Source organism: Neorhizobium sp. BT27B, assembly GCF_050455485.1.
GTDB lineage: Bacteria > Pseudomonadota > Alphaproteobacteria > Rhizobiales > Rhizobiaceae > Neorhizobium.
In genome coordinates this window covers 63,646-79,885 of record NZ_JBCIYT010000006.1, presented here as the reverse complement: position 1 = coordinate 79,885, position 16,240 = coordinate 63,646, and the positions used below count along the sequence as shown (strand labels likewise).

General features: G+C 61.0%; 15 protein-coding genes and 1 other RNA gene. 10 read left to right on the top strand and 6 right to left on the bottom strand.

From position 1 onward, the window contains the following. Positions 1 to 5 precede the first annotated feature (5 nt). The 4 genes from AAIH70_RS17075 to AAIH70_RS17060 all read right to left on the bottom strand — a co-directional run bounded on the left by AAIH70_RS17075 (position 6) and on the right by AAIH70_RS17060 (position 2,556). Positions 6 to 380, bottom strand: a complete 375-nt coding sequence (locus AAIH70_RS17075) for a VOC family protein (protein ID WP_132276077.1) — start codon at positions 378 to 380, stop codon at positions 6 to 8. Between the two features lie 70 nt (positions 381 to 450). After that, a complete protein-coding gene (locus AAIH70_RS17070; protein ID WP_132276075.1) occupies positions 451 to 1,146 on the bottom strand; it encodes a helix-turn-helix transcriptional regulator in 696 nt (231 codons plus the stop codon). A 6-nt stretch (positions 1,147 to 1,152) separates the two neighbouring features. After that, positions 1,153 to 2,106 carry an NAD(+) diphosphatase gene (gene nudC, locus AAIH70_RS17065; protein ID WP_132276073.1) on the bottom strand — a complete coding sequence of 318 codons (954 nt, stop codon included), beginning with the start codon at positions 2,104 to 2,106 and terminating at the stop codon, positions 1,153 to 1,155. Positions 2,107 to 2,136: 30 nt separating this feature from the next. Next, positions 2,137 to 2,556: an HIT family protein gene (locus AAIH70_RS17060; RefSeq protein ID WP_132276071.1), complete on the bottom strand. Its 420-nt coding sequence runs from the start codon at positions 2,554 to 2,556 to the stop codon at positions 2,137 to 2,139. A 111-nt stretch (positions 2,557 to 2,667) separates the two neighbouring features. On the opposite strand from AAIH70_RS17060, the gene ffs reads away from it, so the two are divergent. The 4 genes from ffs to AAIH70_RS17040 all read left to right on the top strand — a co-directional run bounded on the left by ffs (position 2,668) and on the right by AAIH70_RS17040 (position 5,748). Further along, positions 2,668 to 2,764: signal recognition particle sRNA small type (gene ffs, locus AAIH70_RS17055), an RNA gene on the top strand. 77 nt (positions 2,765 to 2,841) lie between these two features. Continuing rightward, positions 2,842 to 4,728: a DNA polymerase III subunit gamma/tau gene (locus AAIH70_RS17050; protein WP_132276069.1), complete on the top strand. Its 1,887-nt coding sequence runs from the start codon at positions 2,842 to 2,844 to the stop codon at positions 4,726 to 4,728. A 12-nt stretch (positions 4,729 to 4,740) separates the two neighbouring features. Continuing rightward, positions 4,741 to 5,064 carry a YbaB/EbfC family nucleoid-associated protein gene (locus tag AAIH70_RS17045; protein ID WP_132276067.1) on the top strand — a complete coding sequence of 108 codons (324 nt, stop codon included), beginning with the start codon at positions 4,741 to 4,743 and terminating at the stop codon, positions 5,062 to 5,064. A 72-nt stretch (positions 5,065 to 5,136) separates the two neighbouring features. Continuing rightward, on the top strand, positions 5,137 to 5,748 hold the full coding sequence (locus tag AAIH70_RS17040; protein ID WP_132276065.1) for a LysE family translocator: 612 nt from the start codon (positions 5,137 to 5,139) through the stop codon (positions 5,746 to 5,748). Between the two features lie 8 nt (positions 5,749 to 5,756). Here AAIH70_RS17040 and AAIH70_RS17035 read toward each other — a convergent pair whose 3' ends face one another. Next, positions 5,757 to 6,389, bottom strand: coding sequence for an MOSC domain-containing protein (locus AAIH70_RS17035; RefSeq protein ID WP_132276063.1), 633 nt, complete (start codon positions 6,387 to 6,389; stop codon positions 5,757 to 5,759). 57 nt (positions 6,390 to 6,446) lie between these two features. Between AAIH70_RS17035 and recR the strand changes: the two genes are divergently transcribed. Together recR and AAIH70_RS17025 are read left to right on the top strand one after the other, a co-directional pair. Continuing rightward, positions 6,447 to 7,052 (top strand): recombination mediator RecR, encoded by a 606-nt coding sequence (gene recR, locus AAIH70_RS17030; RefSeq protein WP_132276061.1) that lies wholly within the window; start codon positions 6,447 to 6,449, stop codon positions 7,050 to 7,052. A gap of 10 nt (positions 7,053 to 7,062) precedes the next feature. Continuing rightward, a complete protein-coding gene (locus AAIH70_RS17025; RefSeq protein WP_132276059.1) occupies positions 7,063 to 8,304 on the top strand; it encodes a lytic murein transglycosylase in 1,242 nt (413 codons plus the stop codon). 23 nt (positions 8,305 to 8,327) lie between these two features. On the opposite strand, the gene AAIH70_RS17020 is transcribed toward AAIH70_RS17025, so the two are convergent. After that, positions 8,328 to 9,959 (bottom strand): MFS transporter, encoded by a 1,632-nt coding sequence (locus tag AAIH70_RS17020; protein WP_132276057.1) that lies wholly within the window; start codon positions 9,957 to 9,959, stop codon positions 8,328 to 8,330. A 264-nt stretch (positions 9,960 to 10,223) separates the two neighbouring features. On the opposite strand from AAIH70_RS17020, the gene rimP reads away from it, so the two are divergent. The 4 genes from rimP to infB all read left to right on the top strand — a co-directional run bounded on the left by rimP (position 10,224) and on the right by infB (position 16,006). Continuing rightward, positions 10,224 to 10,820 carry a ribosome maturation factor RimP gene (gene rimP, locus AAIH70_RS17015; RefSeq protein WP_132276055.1) on the top strand — a complete coding sequence of 199 codons (597 nt, stop codon included), beginning with the start codon at positions 10,224 to 10,226 and terminating at the stop codon, positions 10,818 to 10,820. A 58-nt stretch (positions 10,821 to 10,878) separates the two neighbouring features. Further along, entirely contained in the window at positions 10,879 to 12,498 is a 1,620-nt protein-coding gene (gene nusA, locus AAIH70_RS17010) for a transcription termination factor NusA (protein ID WP_132276053.1), read from the top strand. Further along, a complete protein-coding gene (locus AAIH70_RS17005) occupies positions 12,495 to 13,187 on the top strand; it encodes an RNA-binding protein (RefSeq protein WP_132276051.1) in 693 nt (230 codons plus the stop codon). Before nusA ends, AAIH70_RS17005 begins: the two co-directional genes overlap by 4 nt. Positions 13,188 to 13,288: 101 nt before the next feature. Beyond that, positions 13,289 to 16,006: a translation initiation factor IF-2 gene (infB, locus tag AAIH70_RS17000; protein WP_132276049.1), complete on the top strand. Its 2,718-nt coding sequence runs from the start codon at positions 13,289 to 13,291 to the stop codon at positions 16,004 to 16,006. Positions 16,007 to 16,240: the final 234 nt, after the last annotated feature.

Sequence of the window (16,240 nt, the reverse complement as noted above, 5' to 3'; positions counted from 1 at the left end):
TCGTTTTATTCCGAGACGGCGCGGGCGTAGACGCGCAGGCGATGGCCGTCCGGATCGGTAACGGTGAATGTGTAGCCGAAATCCGCATTGACCGGGGTTTGCAGCACGCGAAGGCCGCGAGCAGTCCAATCGGCATAGATGCGATCGACGTCGGCGACCGTATCGACGCGGAAACCGATTTCCGAGCCGCCACTCTGACCCGTTACCTGCGGCAGCGCCGTGTGGCGCGACCAAAGGCCAAGCTTCATGCCGGTGGACAGCACGAACAGCGAGAAGGTGGGAGAATTTTCGACCGGTTCAGCGCCGAGCAGATCACGGTAAAAGCCGGTGCTGGCAGAGGTATTGTCGACGTAGAGAATGACAAAATCGGGGTGGTTCATCTCAGTGCTCCTTGGTTGGGACTGAGCGGACCTTATGCGCACCTGCTGTCAAATCCTGTCAGCAGCGGCATCAGACTGCAGGAGGAATGCCTTCCGCTTCACGCCACTCCTTCAAGAGAGCTGCACGCCGCCGCGGATAGCGTTTTTCCAATGAGACCGCAGAGGCGATACGATCGGTGCGAAAGTGGCGAAAGCCGTTGCGCAGTTCGCACCAGGCAATCATCACCCGCACGCTATCGAAAAAGCCGAGCGCAAACGGCCAGACATGGCGCTGTGTTGGCGTGCCCTTTTCATCCGAATAGGCAAGGTCAAGGATATGTTCGGCGCGGATCGCCTTGCGGATCAGCAGCAGATCCGACTTGTCCTCCTGACGGCGCGGATTGGCGACCAGCAGGGTGGAATTGTCGATTTCCTGCCTCAGGTCCGGCGGCAGGACGGCGGCGATCTTTTCCAGCGCATCGACGGCGCCGGCGGCAAGGCGTGGGTCTGCCATCTTTGCCACCCAACGGGAACCGAGCACCAGCGCCTCGATCTCTTCGGGTGAAAACATCATCGGTGGCAGCATGAAGCCGGGTTTCAGCACATAACCGAGACCGGCTTCACCTTCGATCAAAGCCCCCTGCGCCTGCAGACTGGCGATATCGCGGTAAAGCGTGCGCAGGCTGACGCCGGTTTCCTGCGCCAGAATCTTGCCGCTGACCGGCTGGCGATAGCGCCGCAGCACCTGCAGAAGTGTCAGCAGACGCTCCGAGCGGGCGACCGTCATCGAAGTTTACCAATCGATCCAGTCGCGCATCAGCCTGTAGGCGATGGCACCGGGATGCGGGGCGAAAAACTGGCTGTCCTGCCCGGCATCGAGCATGGTGGCCACTTCGGCGCGGGTGAACCAGCGCACGTCCGACATTTCCTGCGGATCGATCTTGATTTCTTCCGAGGTCGCCTCGGCATAACAGCCGATCATCAGCGAATGCGGCATCGGCCAGGGCTGCGAGGCGTGATAACGCACGCGACCGGTTTCGATGCCGGCTTCCTCGAACGTTTCCCGCCGCACGGCGTGCTCTATCGTTTCGCCGGGTTCGACGAAACCGGCGAGGCATGAATACATGCCCTCCTGAAAATGATGACTGCGGCCGAGCAGGCAGAGATCCTTTTCGACATCCACCGTCAGCATGATCACCACCGGATCGGTGCGTGGGAACATCATGTGATCGCAGGCCGTGCAGACGCGCTTGTAGCCGCCGAGCCTCGTTTCCGTCGGTGCGCCGCATTTTCCGCAAAAACGGTTGGCGCCATTCCATTGCAAAAGGCTGACGGCCTGCGCCACCTCACCGAGAATTTCGCCTTCCAGCAGCGCATCGCGATACAGCGCGCGGGCATCGGCCGGCTTGAAATGGCCGGCGAGCTCATCCGCCGCGATGCCGACGGGCACGGCGATGCGCGGCTCGCCGCTTTCCTTGTAGCCAAGCAGGATGGCATTATCGAAATCCGGCTGCAGGTCCGACAGTTCATAGGCCGAAAACAGCGGATCGAGGACGCGGTCATCATGCTTGAGGATGAGTTTTGCGCCGGAAAACGCGAAGATATGCGTGCCGTCGATGGCAAAAGCCTTTTCCACGCAATCATCCGCCCGGTATTCGGCCTGACGGTCGAGCATGTTGCCGGCAAAGGCCGTCAGGCTGCCCGGTTCGGGATGGGGAGCGTCGGTATCGAACAGCGTTTTTGTCATGTCGGCCTTCATGTGATTGCGTGCGTCGGATCAGAGCGCTTTCGTCAGCGCCTTGATAAACTTTTCCATGTCGGCCTCGTTGCGTGGTTCAGCCGAACCAAAACCCCAGATCGGGCCGGGCCAGTTCGGGTCGCCTTCGGAACGCGCGACGATATGCACATGGAGTTGGCTGACGATGTTTCCAAGCGCGCCGACATTGATCTTTTTCGCGCCCGTGACTTTCTTCAACGCCGATGCCACCATGTTGGTCTCGAAGGTGAGCATGGCCTGATCAAGAGGGGTCAGCTCGAACGTTTCGGTGATGCCGCGCCGTTGCGGCACCAGCATGACCCAGGGCCATCGGCCATCCTTCATGATCCGCAACTGACACAGGCCGGTGACCGTGGCCAGCACCGTATCGCGGGCCAGCCGCTCGTCCAGTTCAAACGCTGCCTTTTGCAACGATGGCATGGGGTAAATCCTCCGGTATTTTCAGTCTTTTTCTGAGGGCGGTCGATGACGTCTACAGATTTTTACAGGCTTGGCTTGCATTTACCAGCGATATTGACGATATGAGCGGTGGGAGGTTGGTGGTGGACGAGCCACTCGCCAACCGGGTCAGGTCCGGAAGGAAGCAGCCCTAACGAGCCAGGCACGGGTCGCCGTGCCAGCCTCCCACCCTCTCATCTTGGTCAGCGTCCGGTCCGGTCATAAACCTTGCGGCCGGAATGGCCCGTACAGGCTGGCAGGATATTTATGAGCGATAGCGGGTCCACATCAGCGAGCAACACCCCGGCCGGCAGCGGCTACAGGGTTCTGGCGCGCAAATATCGCCCCAAGGATTTTTCGGACCTGATGGTCGGCCAGGAGCCGATGGTCCGCACCCTCACCAACGCATTCGAGACCGGCCGTATTGCCCAGGCATACATGCTGACCGGCGTACGCGGTGTGGGCAAGACCACGACCGCCCGCATTCTGGCGCGCGGCCTCAATTACAAGACCGCCGAGATGGATCGCCCGACCATCGACCTGCGCGAACCCGGCGAACATTGCCAGGCGATCATGGAAGGCCGCCATGTCGACGTGATCGAGATGGACGCCGCCTCGCATACCGGTATCGACGATATCCGCGAGATCATCGAACAGGTGCGTTACCGTCCGGTGTCGGCGCGCTACAAGGTCTACATCATCGACGAAGTGCACATGCTGTCTACGCAGGCCTTCAACGGCCTCTTGAAGACGCTCGAAGAGCCGCCGGAACATGTGAAATTCATCTTTGCGACGACGGAAATCCGAAAAGTTCCGATCACCGTTTTGTCGCGCTGCCAGCGTTTCGACCTGCGCCGTATCAGTGCCGCCGATCTGGTCGGCCTGTTTGGCACGATCGCGCAGAAGGAAGGCATTACCGCCGAGCCAGAAGCACTCGCCATGATCGCGCGTGCGGCCGAAGGTTCTGCGCGTGACGGCCTTTCGCTACTGGACCAGGCGATTGCACATGGCGGCGGCAGCGTGCATGCCGATACCGTGCGCGGCATGCTGGGATTGGCCGACCGCGCCCGTATCGTCGACCTGTTTGGCCATGTCGTGGCCGGCGACGTGACGGCAGCGCTTTCCGAATTCACGGCGCAATACGAGGCCGGAGCAAACCCGGTCGTGGTGCTGACGGATCTTGCCGACTTCACCCATCTCGTCACCCGTTTCAAATATATTCCCGATGCCGCCAACGATCCATCGCTCAGCGAAGTGGAACGCACGCGTGGTGCAGACTACGCTCAATCGGTAGCGGTGAGCACGCTGTCACGCATCTGGCAGATGCTGCTGAAAGGCATTCCGGAAGCGGAAAATTCCTCGCGGCCTGCCGGCGCTGCCGAAATGGTGCTGATCCGCCTGACGCATGCTGCCCACCTTCCTTCACCGGAAGAAGCCGCAAAACGAATGCTGGATATAGCCAATGGCGGTGGCGAAGGTGCCGCTCCGCGTGGTGCGCCGAACGGTAATGGCGGCGGCGGATCGCAGGCTATGCAATCTGCGCCGATGACCAGCGCGCGCGCAATCGGCATGCCGCAGGGCATTGGCGGCAATGGCGCGACGGCGCGCCTGCATTCTGTGCCGATGCCGGAACGTCAGGAGATGCCGGTTGGGCGGATCGAGCAGCAACCGGCCGAAAAGGCTGCGCCGCAAGTTTCCGTCAGCTCGCTGAACGACATTGTCGATCTGTGCGTGAAAAACCGTGACGCCAAACTCAAGGCATTGGTGCGCAATTTCGTGCGACTGGTGAAGGTGGAGCCCGGTCGGCTGGACATGCGCCTGACCGAAGGCGGTCCCGCTTCGCTTCCCGGTGAACTCGGCGTGAAGCTGAAGGAATGGACCGGTATTCACTGGATCGTCTCGCTCAGCCGCGAAGAGGGCTCGGCGACGCTTGTCGAAATCGACAATTCGGCGCGTGAAGTGCGCCTTACCGACGCTCGTTCCGACCCCGATGTCATGGCAATTCTCGGCCAGTTTCCGGGCGCCAAGGTTATCGACGTGCGCATTCGCGTTGACGACACATCCGACGACGACGAGACAGCGGCCCCACCGGCCGTGATCGAAACCGCCGAGGGCGATATTTTGTCCGGCGACGACATCGACACCGATCAATAAGGAAGATTACCGATGCGCGACATCATGGGCATGATGGGCAAGGTCAAGGAAATGCAGGCCAAGATGGAGAAGATGCAGGCGGATATCGCCCTTCTCGAAGTCGAAGGCACATCGGGTGGCGGTCTCGTGACCGTGCGCCTGAACGGCAAGGGCGAGATGCTCGGCCTGAAGATCGATCCTTCCCTGTTCAAGGAAGAGGAAGTCGAGATCCTCGAGGACCTGCTGATCGCCGCCCACAAGGATGCCAAGGACAAGGCCGACGCAACCACCGCGGAAAAAACCCGCGAACTGACCGCCGGCCTGCCGATCCCGCCGGGTATGAAGTTCCCGTTCTGATTCTTTCGACAGGATCGGGCGCATCTCATGTGGGATGCGCCCGATTTTACTTACGCTTGGAGGAGCGCGGCCGTGACATTCACATCCATTCTGGTTTTCGCAGCCGCCCTGTTTGTAGCCGCAGGCTCTCCCGGCCCGAGCATTGCAGCCCTTGTGGCACGCGTGCTTTCCAAGGGATGGCGCAATGTTCTGCCATTCATTGCCGCCATGTGGGTGGGCGAGGCGATCTGGCTGTCGCTCGCCGTGGCCGGTCTTGCCGCCGTTGCCGAAAGCTTTCAGCCGGTTTTCGTGGCGATCAAGTGGATCGGCGTTGCCTATCTTCTCTATCTGGCCTGGAAAATGTGGTTCGCCCCTGCCGACGTCGGTGGTGAAGACCTGCCGGAAAGCCGTTCGGCGCTAAAAATGTTTGGGGCCGGCCTGACGGTGACACTCGGCAATCCCAAAATCATGATGTTTTACGTGGCGCTTCTGCCTTCCATCATCGACCTTGCCGGCGTGACCCTGGTTGGTTGGGCGGAACTGGTGGCGGCGATGGTCATCGTTCTTGCAACCGTCGATGTCGCGTGGATGGCGCTGGCGGCAAAGGCACGACAGTTTCTGAAAAGCCCACGAGCTGTAAAGATCGCCAACCGGATTTCGGCCGGCACCATGGCCGGGGCTGCGGCGGCGATTGCGACGCGCTGAGGCCGACATCAGAACTTTGCCGGTTTGCCGGCGATGATGGCTTCGCGCATATCCGCATGGATGGGGGCGTCAAGGAAACGTGCAGCATCGGCTTCGACCAGTCGCTTGCCGAATTTCTCCAGCATTTCCGGGATGGGCACATTTGCGCCGTCGTGGCGAATGTGTTCGACACCATCGCCAGCCATGGCCATTCCGGGTTTGAGAACACGGCAATAGATGCCGGGGCGCATGGCCTGCCTGTAGGTTTTCACGATCGACGGATCTCCCATACGCGCGGCAAGCGTGGCGCAGGGCGTACGCGCCGAGGTCGCCTGCAATTCGAGGCCATTTTCGAACACGAAACGATCGCCGGCGCTGACGTCGCGATTATCGAGGCCTTCGATCACGAGATTTTCGCCGAACGTGCCGGGTGGCAGAGGCCGGTCAAGCTTATGCGACCACCAGTCCATCGTCAGCGATCCTTCCAGAAGCACTGCCTGTTCCGGGCCGCCGTGGTATTTGCCGTTGCAGACTGCATCGCCGACGAGGCCTTCGCGGTCGATCATGACGGATGAATTGACGGCATGCTTGTTGATGCCGGTCTTGTAGGATTTGCCCGGCAGTTTTTCCGCATGACCGAGGCAGACGGCGAGAAGTTTCATGCGATCAGACCACCTTCCGAGATTCCGTTTGCCTCACATATGGGCTAAAAGCTGCGCATGGCAAAACGCGTTACCGGTCCTGAAATCGAAAAACTCATCCAGCTTCTGGCGAAAGTGCCGGGACTGGGCCCCCGCTCCGCCCGACGGGCAGCGCTTCACCTGATCAAGAAGAAGGACCAGTTGCTGGGTCCGCTCGGGGCCGCCATGGGCGAGGCCTATGACAAGGTGAAAGTCTGCTCGCGCTGCGGCAATGTCGATACGATCGACCCCTGTACGGTGTGCACCGACGACCGCCGCGATCAATCCGTCATTATTGTCGTTGAGGACGTGTCCGACCTTTGGGCGCTGGAACGGGCCGCCGTGATGAACGCCGCCTATCATGTTCTCGGCGGCACGCTTTCGCCGCTCGATGGCGTCGGGCCGGATGATCTCAACATCAAGGGTCTGATCGACCGGGTGAGCGAGGGCGGGATCAAGGAAATCATCATTGCGGTGAATGCCACCGTCGAGGGACAGACGACGGCGCATTACATTACCGATCGGCTGGCCGATCTCGGTGTTGCCATCACCCGGCTGGCGCATGGCGTGCCGGTGGGCGGTGAGCTGGATTATCTCGACGAAGGCACGCTGAGTGCAGCACTGCGCGCACGCACGGCAATCTGAGGAGGAAGCCATGAAAACGAAACTGGCCGCACTACTGACCAGCGCTCTCGCCTTCCTCCCCCTGCCCGCCCTTGCCCAGAACAAGCCGGATGTCGAAAAACAGTTCCAGCGATGGATCGCCAGCGATCTTTCTCCTGCCGCCAGAAAGGCCGGCGTTTCCGAGCGCACAATCATGGCTGCCTTCGACGGAGTTTCGCTGAACTGGGACCTGCCGGATCTGGTGCCGCCGGGCACCACGCCTCCGAAGAAACAGGACCAGAGCCAGGCAGAGTTTTCCTCGCCGGGCGCTTACTTCAACGAAAAGCGCCTGCAGGGACTGGCGACGACCGGCCGCGGGCTGGCCAGCACCTATGGTTCGACGCTGAAGAAGATCGAAGCCGCCTATGGCGTTCCGGGTGAAGTGATCGTTGCCATCTGGGGCCGGGAATCCGGTTTCGGCAAGGCGCGCATGCCCTATTCCGCCGTGCAGGTTCTGGCGACAAAAGCCTTCATGTCGACCCGCAAGGACATGTTCCGCGAAGAATTGATTGCGGCTTTGCAGATGATCCAGCGTGGCGATGTCGATGCCGCGACCATGAAGGGATCATGGGCCGGCGCGCTGGGACAGCCGCAATTCATGCCAACCAGCTATCTGAAATATGCCGTTGATTTCGACGGCGATGGCCGCGCCGATATCTGGAATTCGGTGCCGGATGCGCTCGCCTCGATCGGTCATTACCTGCAAAAGGAAGGCTGGCAGCGCAGCCGCGACTGGGGTTTTGAAGTCAGCATTCCGCAAAATGTTTCCTGCGCACAGGAAGGGCCGGATCTGGCCAAGCCGGTGTCCGCCTGGGCCGGCATCGGCATCGAGCGGATCACCGGCAAGGCGTTTCCCTCGGCCGACCTGAAGGCCGATGGCATGATGCTGGTACCGGCCGGGCGCGGCGGGCCGGAATTTCTGGTGACGCCGAATTTTTACGTCATCAAGGAATATAACAATTCCGACCTCTATGCGCTGTTCATCGGCAATCTGGCCGATCGCATCGCCTATGGGGCGGGACCTTTCCAGTCACAATGGGGCGATGTCGGTAAGATGCTGCGCTCCGACGTGCTGGCCATGCAGAAGGCGCTGGTCGCCAAGGGGTATGATGTCGGCAATGTCGATGGATTGCCAGGTTTCAAGACGCGTCGTTCACTGGGCGACTGGCAGGCCAAGAGCGGTATCGCGCAGACCTGTTATCCGGATGCCTCGTTGAAGGGCAAGTTGCGATAGGCTGAGTTTCAGCTTGCTCGATCTCAATGATGCAGATCGATCGACGCCTTGTGAAAGATATCGTCGCGCGGCGGGATGGCCTGACGTTCGATCATGCGGTGCACGCGCGGGCCGACTTCGCCGACATGCAGTTCGCGAATGCGCTTCCAGACATCGGCATCCGCCTGGGTTCGGCGCTGGTTGTGGCGCACGTAATCGGCCCAGGTGGCGGTGTGATAGGTTTCCGTCCAGATATCCGGGTTTTCCAGATCACGCATCAGTGTCCACTGGCGGGCGCCATCGCGGATGCGGATGCGGCGACGCTGCGACATCAGCTCGAGAAACTCTGGCACGTCCTTCTCGCCGATCGTATAGTCGATCAACAACACGATCGGGCCGCTTCGCGCCTTCAGGTCGAGGCGCAGCGACGGTTCGCTGAACGTATTGAGCGGATCGAGGTTGAGGCTTTCAAACTGTGGCAGGCGCATGCGAAGACCGATTGCCACGCCCAGAAGCATGACGGCGGCGGAACAGAGAAAGGCAAACGGCGCACCGTGGTTTTCGGCCACCAGACCCCAGATCCAGCTGCCGGCCGCCATGCCGCCGAAAACCGCTGTCTGATAGAGCGACAGCGCCCGACCGACCACCCAGCGCGGCGTCGACATCTGCACGGTGACATTGAACAGCGACAGCGCCATGACCCAGCAGGCGCCGGGAATGAGCATGACGGCGGTGGTGAGCCATGCATTGCTGCTGAAGGCGATGACCACGCCGCTGAAGGCAAAACCGCAAAACGAAATGCGGACGATGGTTTCCGACGTAAATGCTTCGCGTAAATACGCATTAGAAAAGGCGCCGGCGATGGCGCCGAGACCAAAGGCGCCAAGCATGATGCCATAGGTGAGCGGGCCACCAGCCACCAGATCACGTGCAACGATCGGCAGAAGCGCCAGGATGATGGTGGTGGAGAAGCCGAAAACGCAGGAGCGCAACATCACGTTGAGGATGTTGGGCGACATTGCCACGTAACCGATACCGGCCGAGATGGCGCGCAGCATGGTTTCGCGCGGCAGTTTGGTCTTGATATATTGCGGGCGCCAGCGCACCAGCGCGTAGATCAGCGCCAGATAGCTGACCGTGTTGGCGGCAAAGGCGGCTGCCGCACCCGCCGCCGCGACAATGGCACCGCCGATGGCCGGGCCGACGCTGCGGGTGATATTGAAGCCGACGCTGTTGAGCGTGACGGCTGCCGGCACCACGTCTCGCGGCACCATGTCGCCGACCGAGGCCTGCCAGGACGGGTTGTTGAGCGCCACGCCGCAGCCGATCAGGAAGGTGAAGGTCAGAAGAGACCAAGGCGTCAGGACGTCGAGATAGGCGCAGAGCGTCAGAAGCGACGAGACGACGAGCATGAAGATCTGCGCCGTCAGCATGATGCCGCGACGATTGTAATTGTCGGCCAGCGCGCCCGAAATCAGCGAGAACAGCATGATCGGCAGGGTGGTCGATGACTGCACCAGCGCCACCATATCCTGCGAACTGGTGATCGAGGTCATCATCCAGGCGGCACCCACCGCCTGGATCAACCCGCCGAGATTGGAGGAGATGCTGGCGAGCCAGACGGTACGGAATGTCTGGTGGCTGAAAGGCGCGAGAGGCGACACCCGGTTGGGCACTGTGCTGTTCCTGGATGATTCTTGTTACCCGCTAACCTAGAGACATGCCTGTCGAGGGCAAGCCGAAAACCGGGTCGATGCCGATATGGTTTAGGTGACGCTAAGGCATGATTGCGCAACCCTTGCAATCCTACGGCTCGGAGCGTATATAGCCTTTAAATTCTTGATCGTCTGATGAAGGGTGGGCCCGCAAGGACCCGCTCTTTTTTATTAGCCGGTCGCGGGACAAGCCTCGCTTTTGAGCGATAAAACGCCGGATAAAACATGCAGCCAACCGAACTGGAGCCGCGTCTCATCGTCGAGACTGGCCTTGACCTCAGGATCGCAGAAATCATCGAACCCACGCTAATCGGCATGGGTTTCCGTCTGGTGCGCGTCCGCATGATGAACCAGAACGGCATGACACTGCAGATCATGGCCGAGCGCGAAGACGGCACGATGGATGTCGAAGGCTGCGAGGCCGTGTCCACCGCCATTTCGCCGGTTCTCGATGTGGAAGATCCCATCGACAAGGAGTATCATCTGGAAGTGTCGTCGCCGGGCATCGATCGCCCCATGGTGCGCAAGTCCGATTTCGCGCGCTGGACCGGCCATCTCATCAAGCTGGAGACCTCGATCCTGGTCGACGGCAAGAAGCGTTTCCGTGGCAAGATCGGCGAGACCAGTGAAGACGGTTTTGTGCTTGAGCGCGACCAGGTGGCTGCCGGCGAAGAAGCGCATGTGACCATTCCGTTCTCGGCTTTGGCCGAGGGCAAGCTGATCCTGACGGACGACCTGATCCGTGACGCTCTGAAAGCCGACAAGCTTGCCAAGCAGGCGGCCAACCAGAACGACGACGAAGACGAACAAGACGCAGAATAACAAACGAAACCCTGCCTGAAACGGCAGTCAGCATTTCGACCTACGGAGACCAACGACTATGGCAGTGAGTGCGAACCGGCTTGAACTTCTGCAGATCGCAGATGCAGTTGCGCGCGAAAAGGTCATCGACCGCGAAATCGTTCTGGCCGCCATGGCCGACGCGATCCAGAAGGCCGCACGTTCGCGGTACGGCTCTGAGACCAATATTCGCGCCGACATCAATTCGAAGACCGGCGAAATCCGCCTTCAGCGTCTTCTCGAAGTGGTCGAGCATGCCGAAGACTACGGCACGCAGATCCCGCTGGCGCTCGCCCGCGACCGCAATGTCGACGCCAAGATCGGCGACTTCATCGCCGATCCGCTGCCGCCGATGGACTTTGGCCGCATCGCCGCCCAGTCGGCCAAGCAGGTCATCGTGCAGAAGGTGCGCGAAGCCGAGCGTGACCGCCAGTTCGACGAGTTCAAGGACCGCATGGGCGAAATCGTCAACGGTACAGTCAAGCGCGTCGAATACGGCAACGTGATCGTCGATCTCGGCCGTGGCGAAGGCATCATCCGTCGTGACGAGATGATCCCGCGCGAAAACATGCGCTACGGCGACCGCGTCCGCGCTTACGTTTACGACGTGCGCCGCGAACAGCGTGGCCCGCAGATTTTCCTGTCGCGTACGCATCCGCAGTTCATGGTGAAGCTCTTCACCATGGAAGTGCCGGAAATCTACGACGGCATCATCCAGATCAAGTCGGTTGCCCGTGACCCCGGTTCGCGTGCGAAAATCGCCGTCATTTCCAACGACTCGTCGATCGATCCGGTCGGCGCCTGCGTCGGTATGCGTGGTTCGCGCGTTCAGGCCGTTGTCGGCGAGCTTCAGGGCGAAAAGATCGACATCATTCCGTGGAGCCAGGATCCGGCTTCCTTCATCGTCAACGCCCTGCAGCCGGCTGAAGTCGCCAAGGTCGTTCTCGACGAGGATGCAGAGCGCATCGAAGTCGTGGTTCCGGACGAGCAGCTGTCGCTGGCCATCGGCCGTCGCGGCCAGAACGTCCGTCTCGCATCGCAGCTGACCGGCTGGGATATCGACATCATGACGGAGGCCGAAGAGTCGGAACGCCGTCAGAAGGAATTCAACGAGCGTACCAACCTGTTCATGGAAGCGCTGGACGTCGACGAAATGGTCGGCCAGGTGCTTGCTTCTGAAGGTTTTGCCGCCGTCGAGGAACTGGCTTACGTCGAACTCGACGAAATCGCCTCGATCGATGGTTTCGACGAAGACACCGCCAACGAGATCCAGACGCGCGCCAAGGAATTCCTGGAGCGTATCGAAGCCGAAAACGATGCCAAGCGCGTGGCGCTCGGCGTTCAGGACGAGCTGAAGCAGATCGACGGCCTCACCGCCCAGATGCTGGTGGCGCTCGGCGAAGAAGGCATCAAGACGGTCGAAGACTTTGCCGGCTGCGCAGCAGACGATCTGGTCGGCTGGTCGGAGCGCAAGGACAACGAAACCAAGAAGTTCGAGGGCACGTTCTCGAAGTTCGACGTTTCCCGCGTCGAAGCCGAGAACATGATCGTGCAGGCCCGTCTTCTGGCCGGCTGGATCACCGAGGCTGACCTTGCGACCGCTGAAGAGGCCGAAGAAGCCGAAACCTCGGAGGAGGCGGAAGCCGCTGAACAGGAATGATTGCCGAGGCTTCTGCCAACGGTGATCACGAAGATCAGGCTGCGGACGAGGTTTTCAACGACCGCACCTGCATCGTGACACGCGAAGCCGGATCGCCTGAAACGCTGATCCGCTTCGTGGCCGGCCCTGACGGGACGGTGGTTCCCGACCTGAAACGCCAGCTGCCCGGTCGCGGCTGCTGGGTTAAGGCGGAACGGGCTCTGGTCGAAAAGGCCGTGGCTCGCAAGATTTTTGCACGCGCCCTGAAAAACAAGGAGGTGCGTGCGGAGCCGGAACTCGTCGCCCTGGTGGACACGCTTTTGGCCGCCCAGGTGACAGGCATGATGAACATGGCCCGCAAGGCAGGCCAGTTCGTGACCGGCGCAACGAAAGTGGATGCCGCTGTCCGTTCGGGCGAGGCTCTGGCCGTGTTTCACGCGTCGGACGCCGCCGCGGACGGCATACGCAAGATCGACCAGGCCCGAAAGGCCTGGCGGCTGGGCAACGGCCTGGAAGAGGAGATTCCTTCTTTCCGGCTGTTTACCTCGGCCGAAATGGACGAACTGATGGGCCAGAATGCTTTTATCCATGCCGTGGCGCTTGCAGGCCAGGCGGGTGAAGGTGTAGTGAAGCGCGCAACCATGCTCGAAACGTACCGTCATGGCGGTCCTTCCGGAGCAAATGGCGGCGCTGGCCGGTCAGAGACATGACACGGGTACCGGCAAAAGCCGGCTGCCGCATTGAACGACGTGTATTGAAACACAGGGTCTGATGTTCCTCATCCGGTCCTGTGCGAAGGAACAGGAACGGAATGACGGACAACAAAGACGACAAGACAGCCGGCGTGAAAAAGACCCTCACCTTGAAGCCTTCAGGGATGAGCCAGGGTACCGTGCGCCAGGACATGGGGCGCGGCCGTACGAAGTCGGTCGTCGTCGAAACGGTGAAACGCCGCCCGACCCGCCCACAGGACGAAAAGCCGATCACCCCGATCGCAACGCCGGCTCCGCGCGCTGAAACGCACGCACCCGTTGCCGCCGCTCCGGCTGCGACAGCCACACCTGCACCGCGCCCGGCAGCACCGACGCCTGCACCGGCTCAGACCCAGACGCGTGTCCACCAGCAGACGCAGGCCCATCGCCCTGCGCCGACGCAGGTCCGCCAGCCCGAACGCCCCCGCGGCGCCGTGCTGCATGACCTCTCGGCCAGCGAAATGGACGCCCGCCGTCGCGCGCTGGTAGAAGCTCAGGCTCGCGAAGTTATTGAAGCCCAGAAGCGCGCAGAAGACGAAGCCCGCCGCAAGGTCGAGGAAGAACAGCGCCGCATCGAGGCGGAAGCCGAAGCTGCGCGCATCGCCGCATTGCCGAAGCCCGAGCCTGTTGCGGAACCTGTCGTTGAAGCACCGGCCGCTCAGCCGGCTGCCGCTGCACCTGCCGGTAATCGCAATCAGGAAAACCGTCCGCAGTCGACGCGTCCTGCCGCTCCCGGCACTGCTGCCGCCGTTCCCGGCCGCCGCAACGTTACGGAAGAAGACGACCGTCGCGGCCCGCCGCGTGGTGGCGCTCCGAACCGTGGCAAGGCACCGGTCGTCATTCCGGCAAAGGCACCTGCACGTCCGAAGGCCGACGAAGGTCGCCGCCAGGGCAAGCTGACGATCACTGCTGCCAGCACGGACGACGACGGCAACAACCGTGGCCGCTCGATGGCCGCCATGCGCCGTCGCCAGGAAAAATTCCGCCGCAGCCAGATGCAGGAAACCCGTGAAAAGGTTATCCGCGAAGTCATCCTGCCGGAAACCATCACCATTCAGGAACTGTCGCAGCGTATGTCCGAACGCGCCGTCGACGTTATCAAGTACCTGATGAAGGAAGGCCAGATGATGAAGCCGGGCGACGTCATCGACGCCGACCTTGCAGAACTCATCGCCAGCGAATTCGGTCACACCGTCAAGCGTGTTTCGGAATCCGACGTTGAAGAAGGTATCTTCGACGTTGCCGACGACGCCGTCGAAATGATCTCGCGTCCTCCGGTCGTGACGATCATGGGTCACGTCGACCACGGCAAGACCTCGCTGCTTGATGCGATCCGTCAGGCCAACGTCGTGTCTGGTGAAGCCGGTGGCATTACCCAGCATATCGGTGCCTATCAGGTCGAACAGAACGGCCAGAAGATCACCTTCATCGACACCCCCGGTCACGCCGCCTTCACGGCCATGCGTGCCCGTGGTGCACAGGCAACGGATATTGCGATCCTCGTGGTCGCAGCCGATGACAGCGTGATGCCGCAGACGATCGAATCCATCAGCCATGCCAAGGCTGCCGGTGTACCGATCATCGTGGCGATCAACAAGATCGACAAGCACGAAGCCAACCCGGACAAGGTCCGTCAGCAGCTTCTGCAGCACGAAGTCTTCGTTGAATCGCTCGGCGGTGAAGTGCTCGACGTCGAAGTTTCGGCCAAGAACAAGACGAACCTCGACAAGCTGCTCGAAGCCGTGTTGCTGCAGGCCGAAATTCTCGACCTCAAGGCTGACCCGGTCCGTACCGCTGAAGGTATCGTCATCGAAGCCCAGCTCGACCGCGGTCGTGGTGCGGTTGCGACCGTCCTCGTCCAGAAGGGTACGCTGAAGCCAGGCCAGATCATCGTTGCCGGCGACCAGTGGGGCCGTGTTCGCGCCCTCGTCACCGACAAGGGCGATCACGTCAAGGAAGCGGGACCTGCCATGCCGGTCGAGATCCTCGGCCTGTCGGGTACGCCTGCTGCCGGTGACCGCTTCGCTGTCGTCGAAAACGAAAGCCGTGCACGCGAGATTTCCGAATATCGCCAGCGTCTTGCTCGCGACAAGGCGGTTGCCCGCCAGTCCGGTCAGCGCGGTTCGCTCGAACAGATGATGAGCAAGCTGCAGAACACCGGCTACAAGGAATTCCCGCTGCTCATCAAGGGCGACGTGCAGGGTTCCGTCGAGGCGATCATCGCGTCGCTCGACAAGCTCGGCACCGACGAAGTGCGTGCGCGCATCGTTCACTCGGGCGCAGGTGCCATCACGGAATCGGACCTTTCGCTTGCCGAAGCGTCCAACGCCGCGATCATCGGCTTCAACGTCCGTGCCAACGCACAGGCCCGTACGGCCGCCGAACGTGGCGGTATCGAGCTTCGCTACTACAACATCATCTACGATCTGGTGGATGACGTGAAGGCGGCGATGTCGGGTCTGCTTTCGCCGGAACGTCGCGAAACCTTCCTCGGCAATGCCGAAATCCTGGAAGTGTTTAACATAACCAAGACCGGCAAGGTCGCGGGTTGCCGTGTCGTCGAGGGCAAGGTGGAGCGTGGTGCAGGTGTCCGCCTGCTGCGCGACAACGTCGTCATCCACGAAGGCAAGCTCAAGACGCTCAAGCGCTTCAAGGACGAAGTCTCGGAAGTGCCGATGGGTCAGGAATGCGGTATGGCCTTCGAGAACTACGAAGACATTCGCGCTGGCGACGTCATCGAGTGCTTCCGCGTGGAACACATCACCCGTACGCTCTAAGCCGACGGGGCTAGAAACAGGAAAGCCGCCCGTGATTTTTTTCACGGGCGGCTTTTCTTTTGCGCGATAGACCATCACTTTTTCCGGCATCGATCACCCATAACGCGATAAACTCAAACTTGAGTCCAGCACGCGTATTTTACCGTGTCGCAGCAATTTATTGTTGCCAAGCGCAGTCAAGTTTACTATCGGGTAACCGAACGGTACGAGCGTCGCCTGAGGCATGTTCGCTGG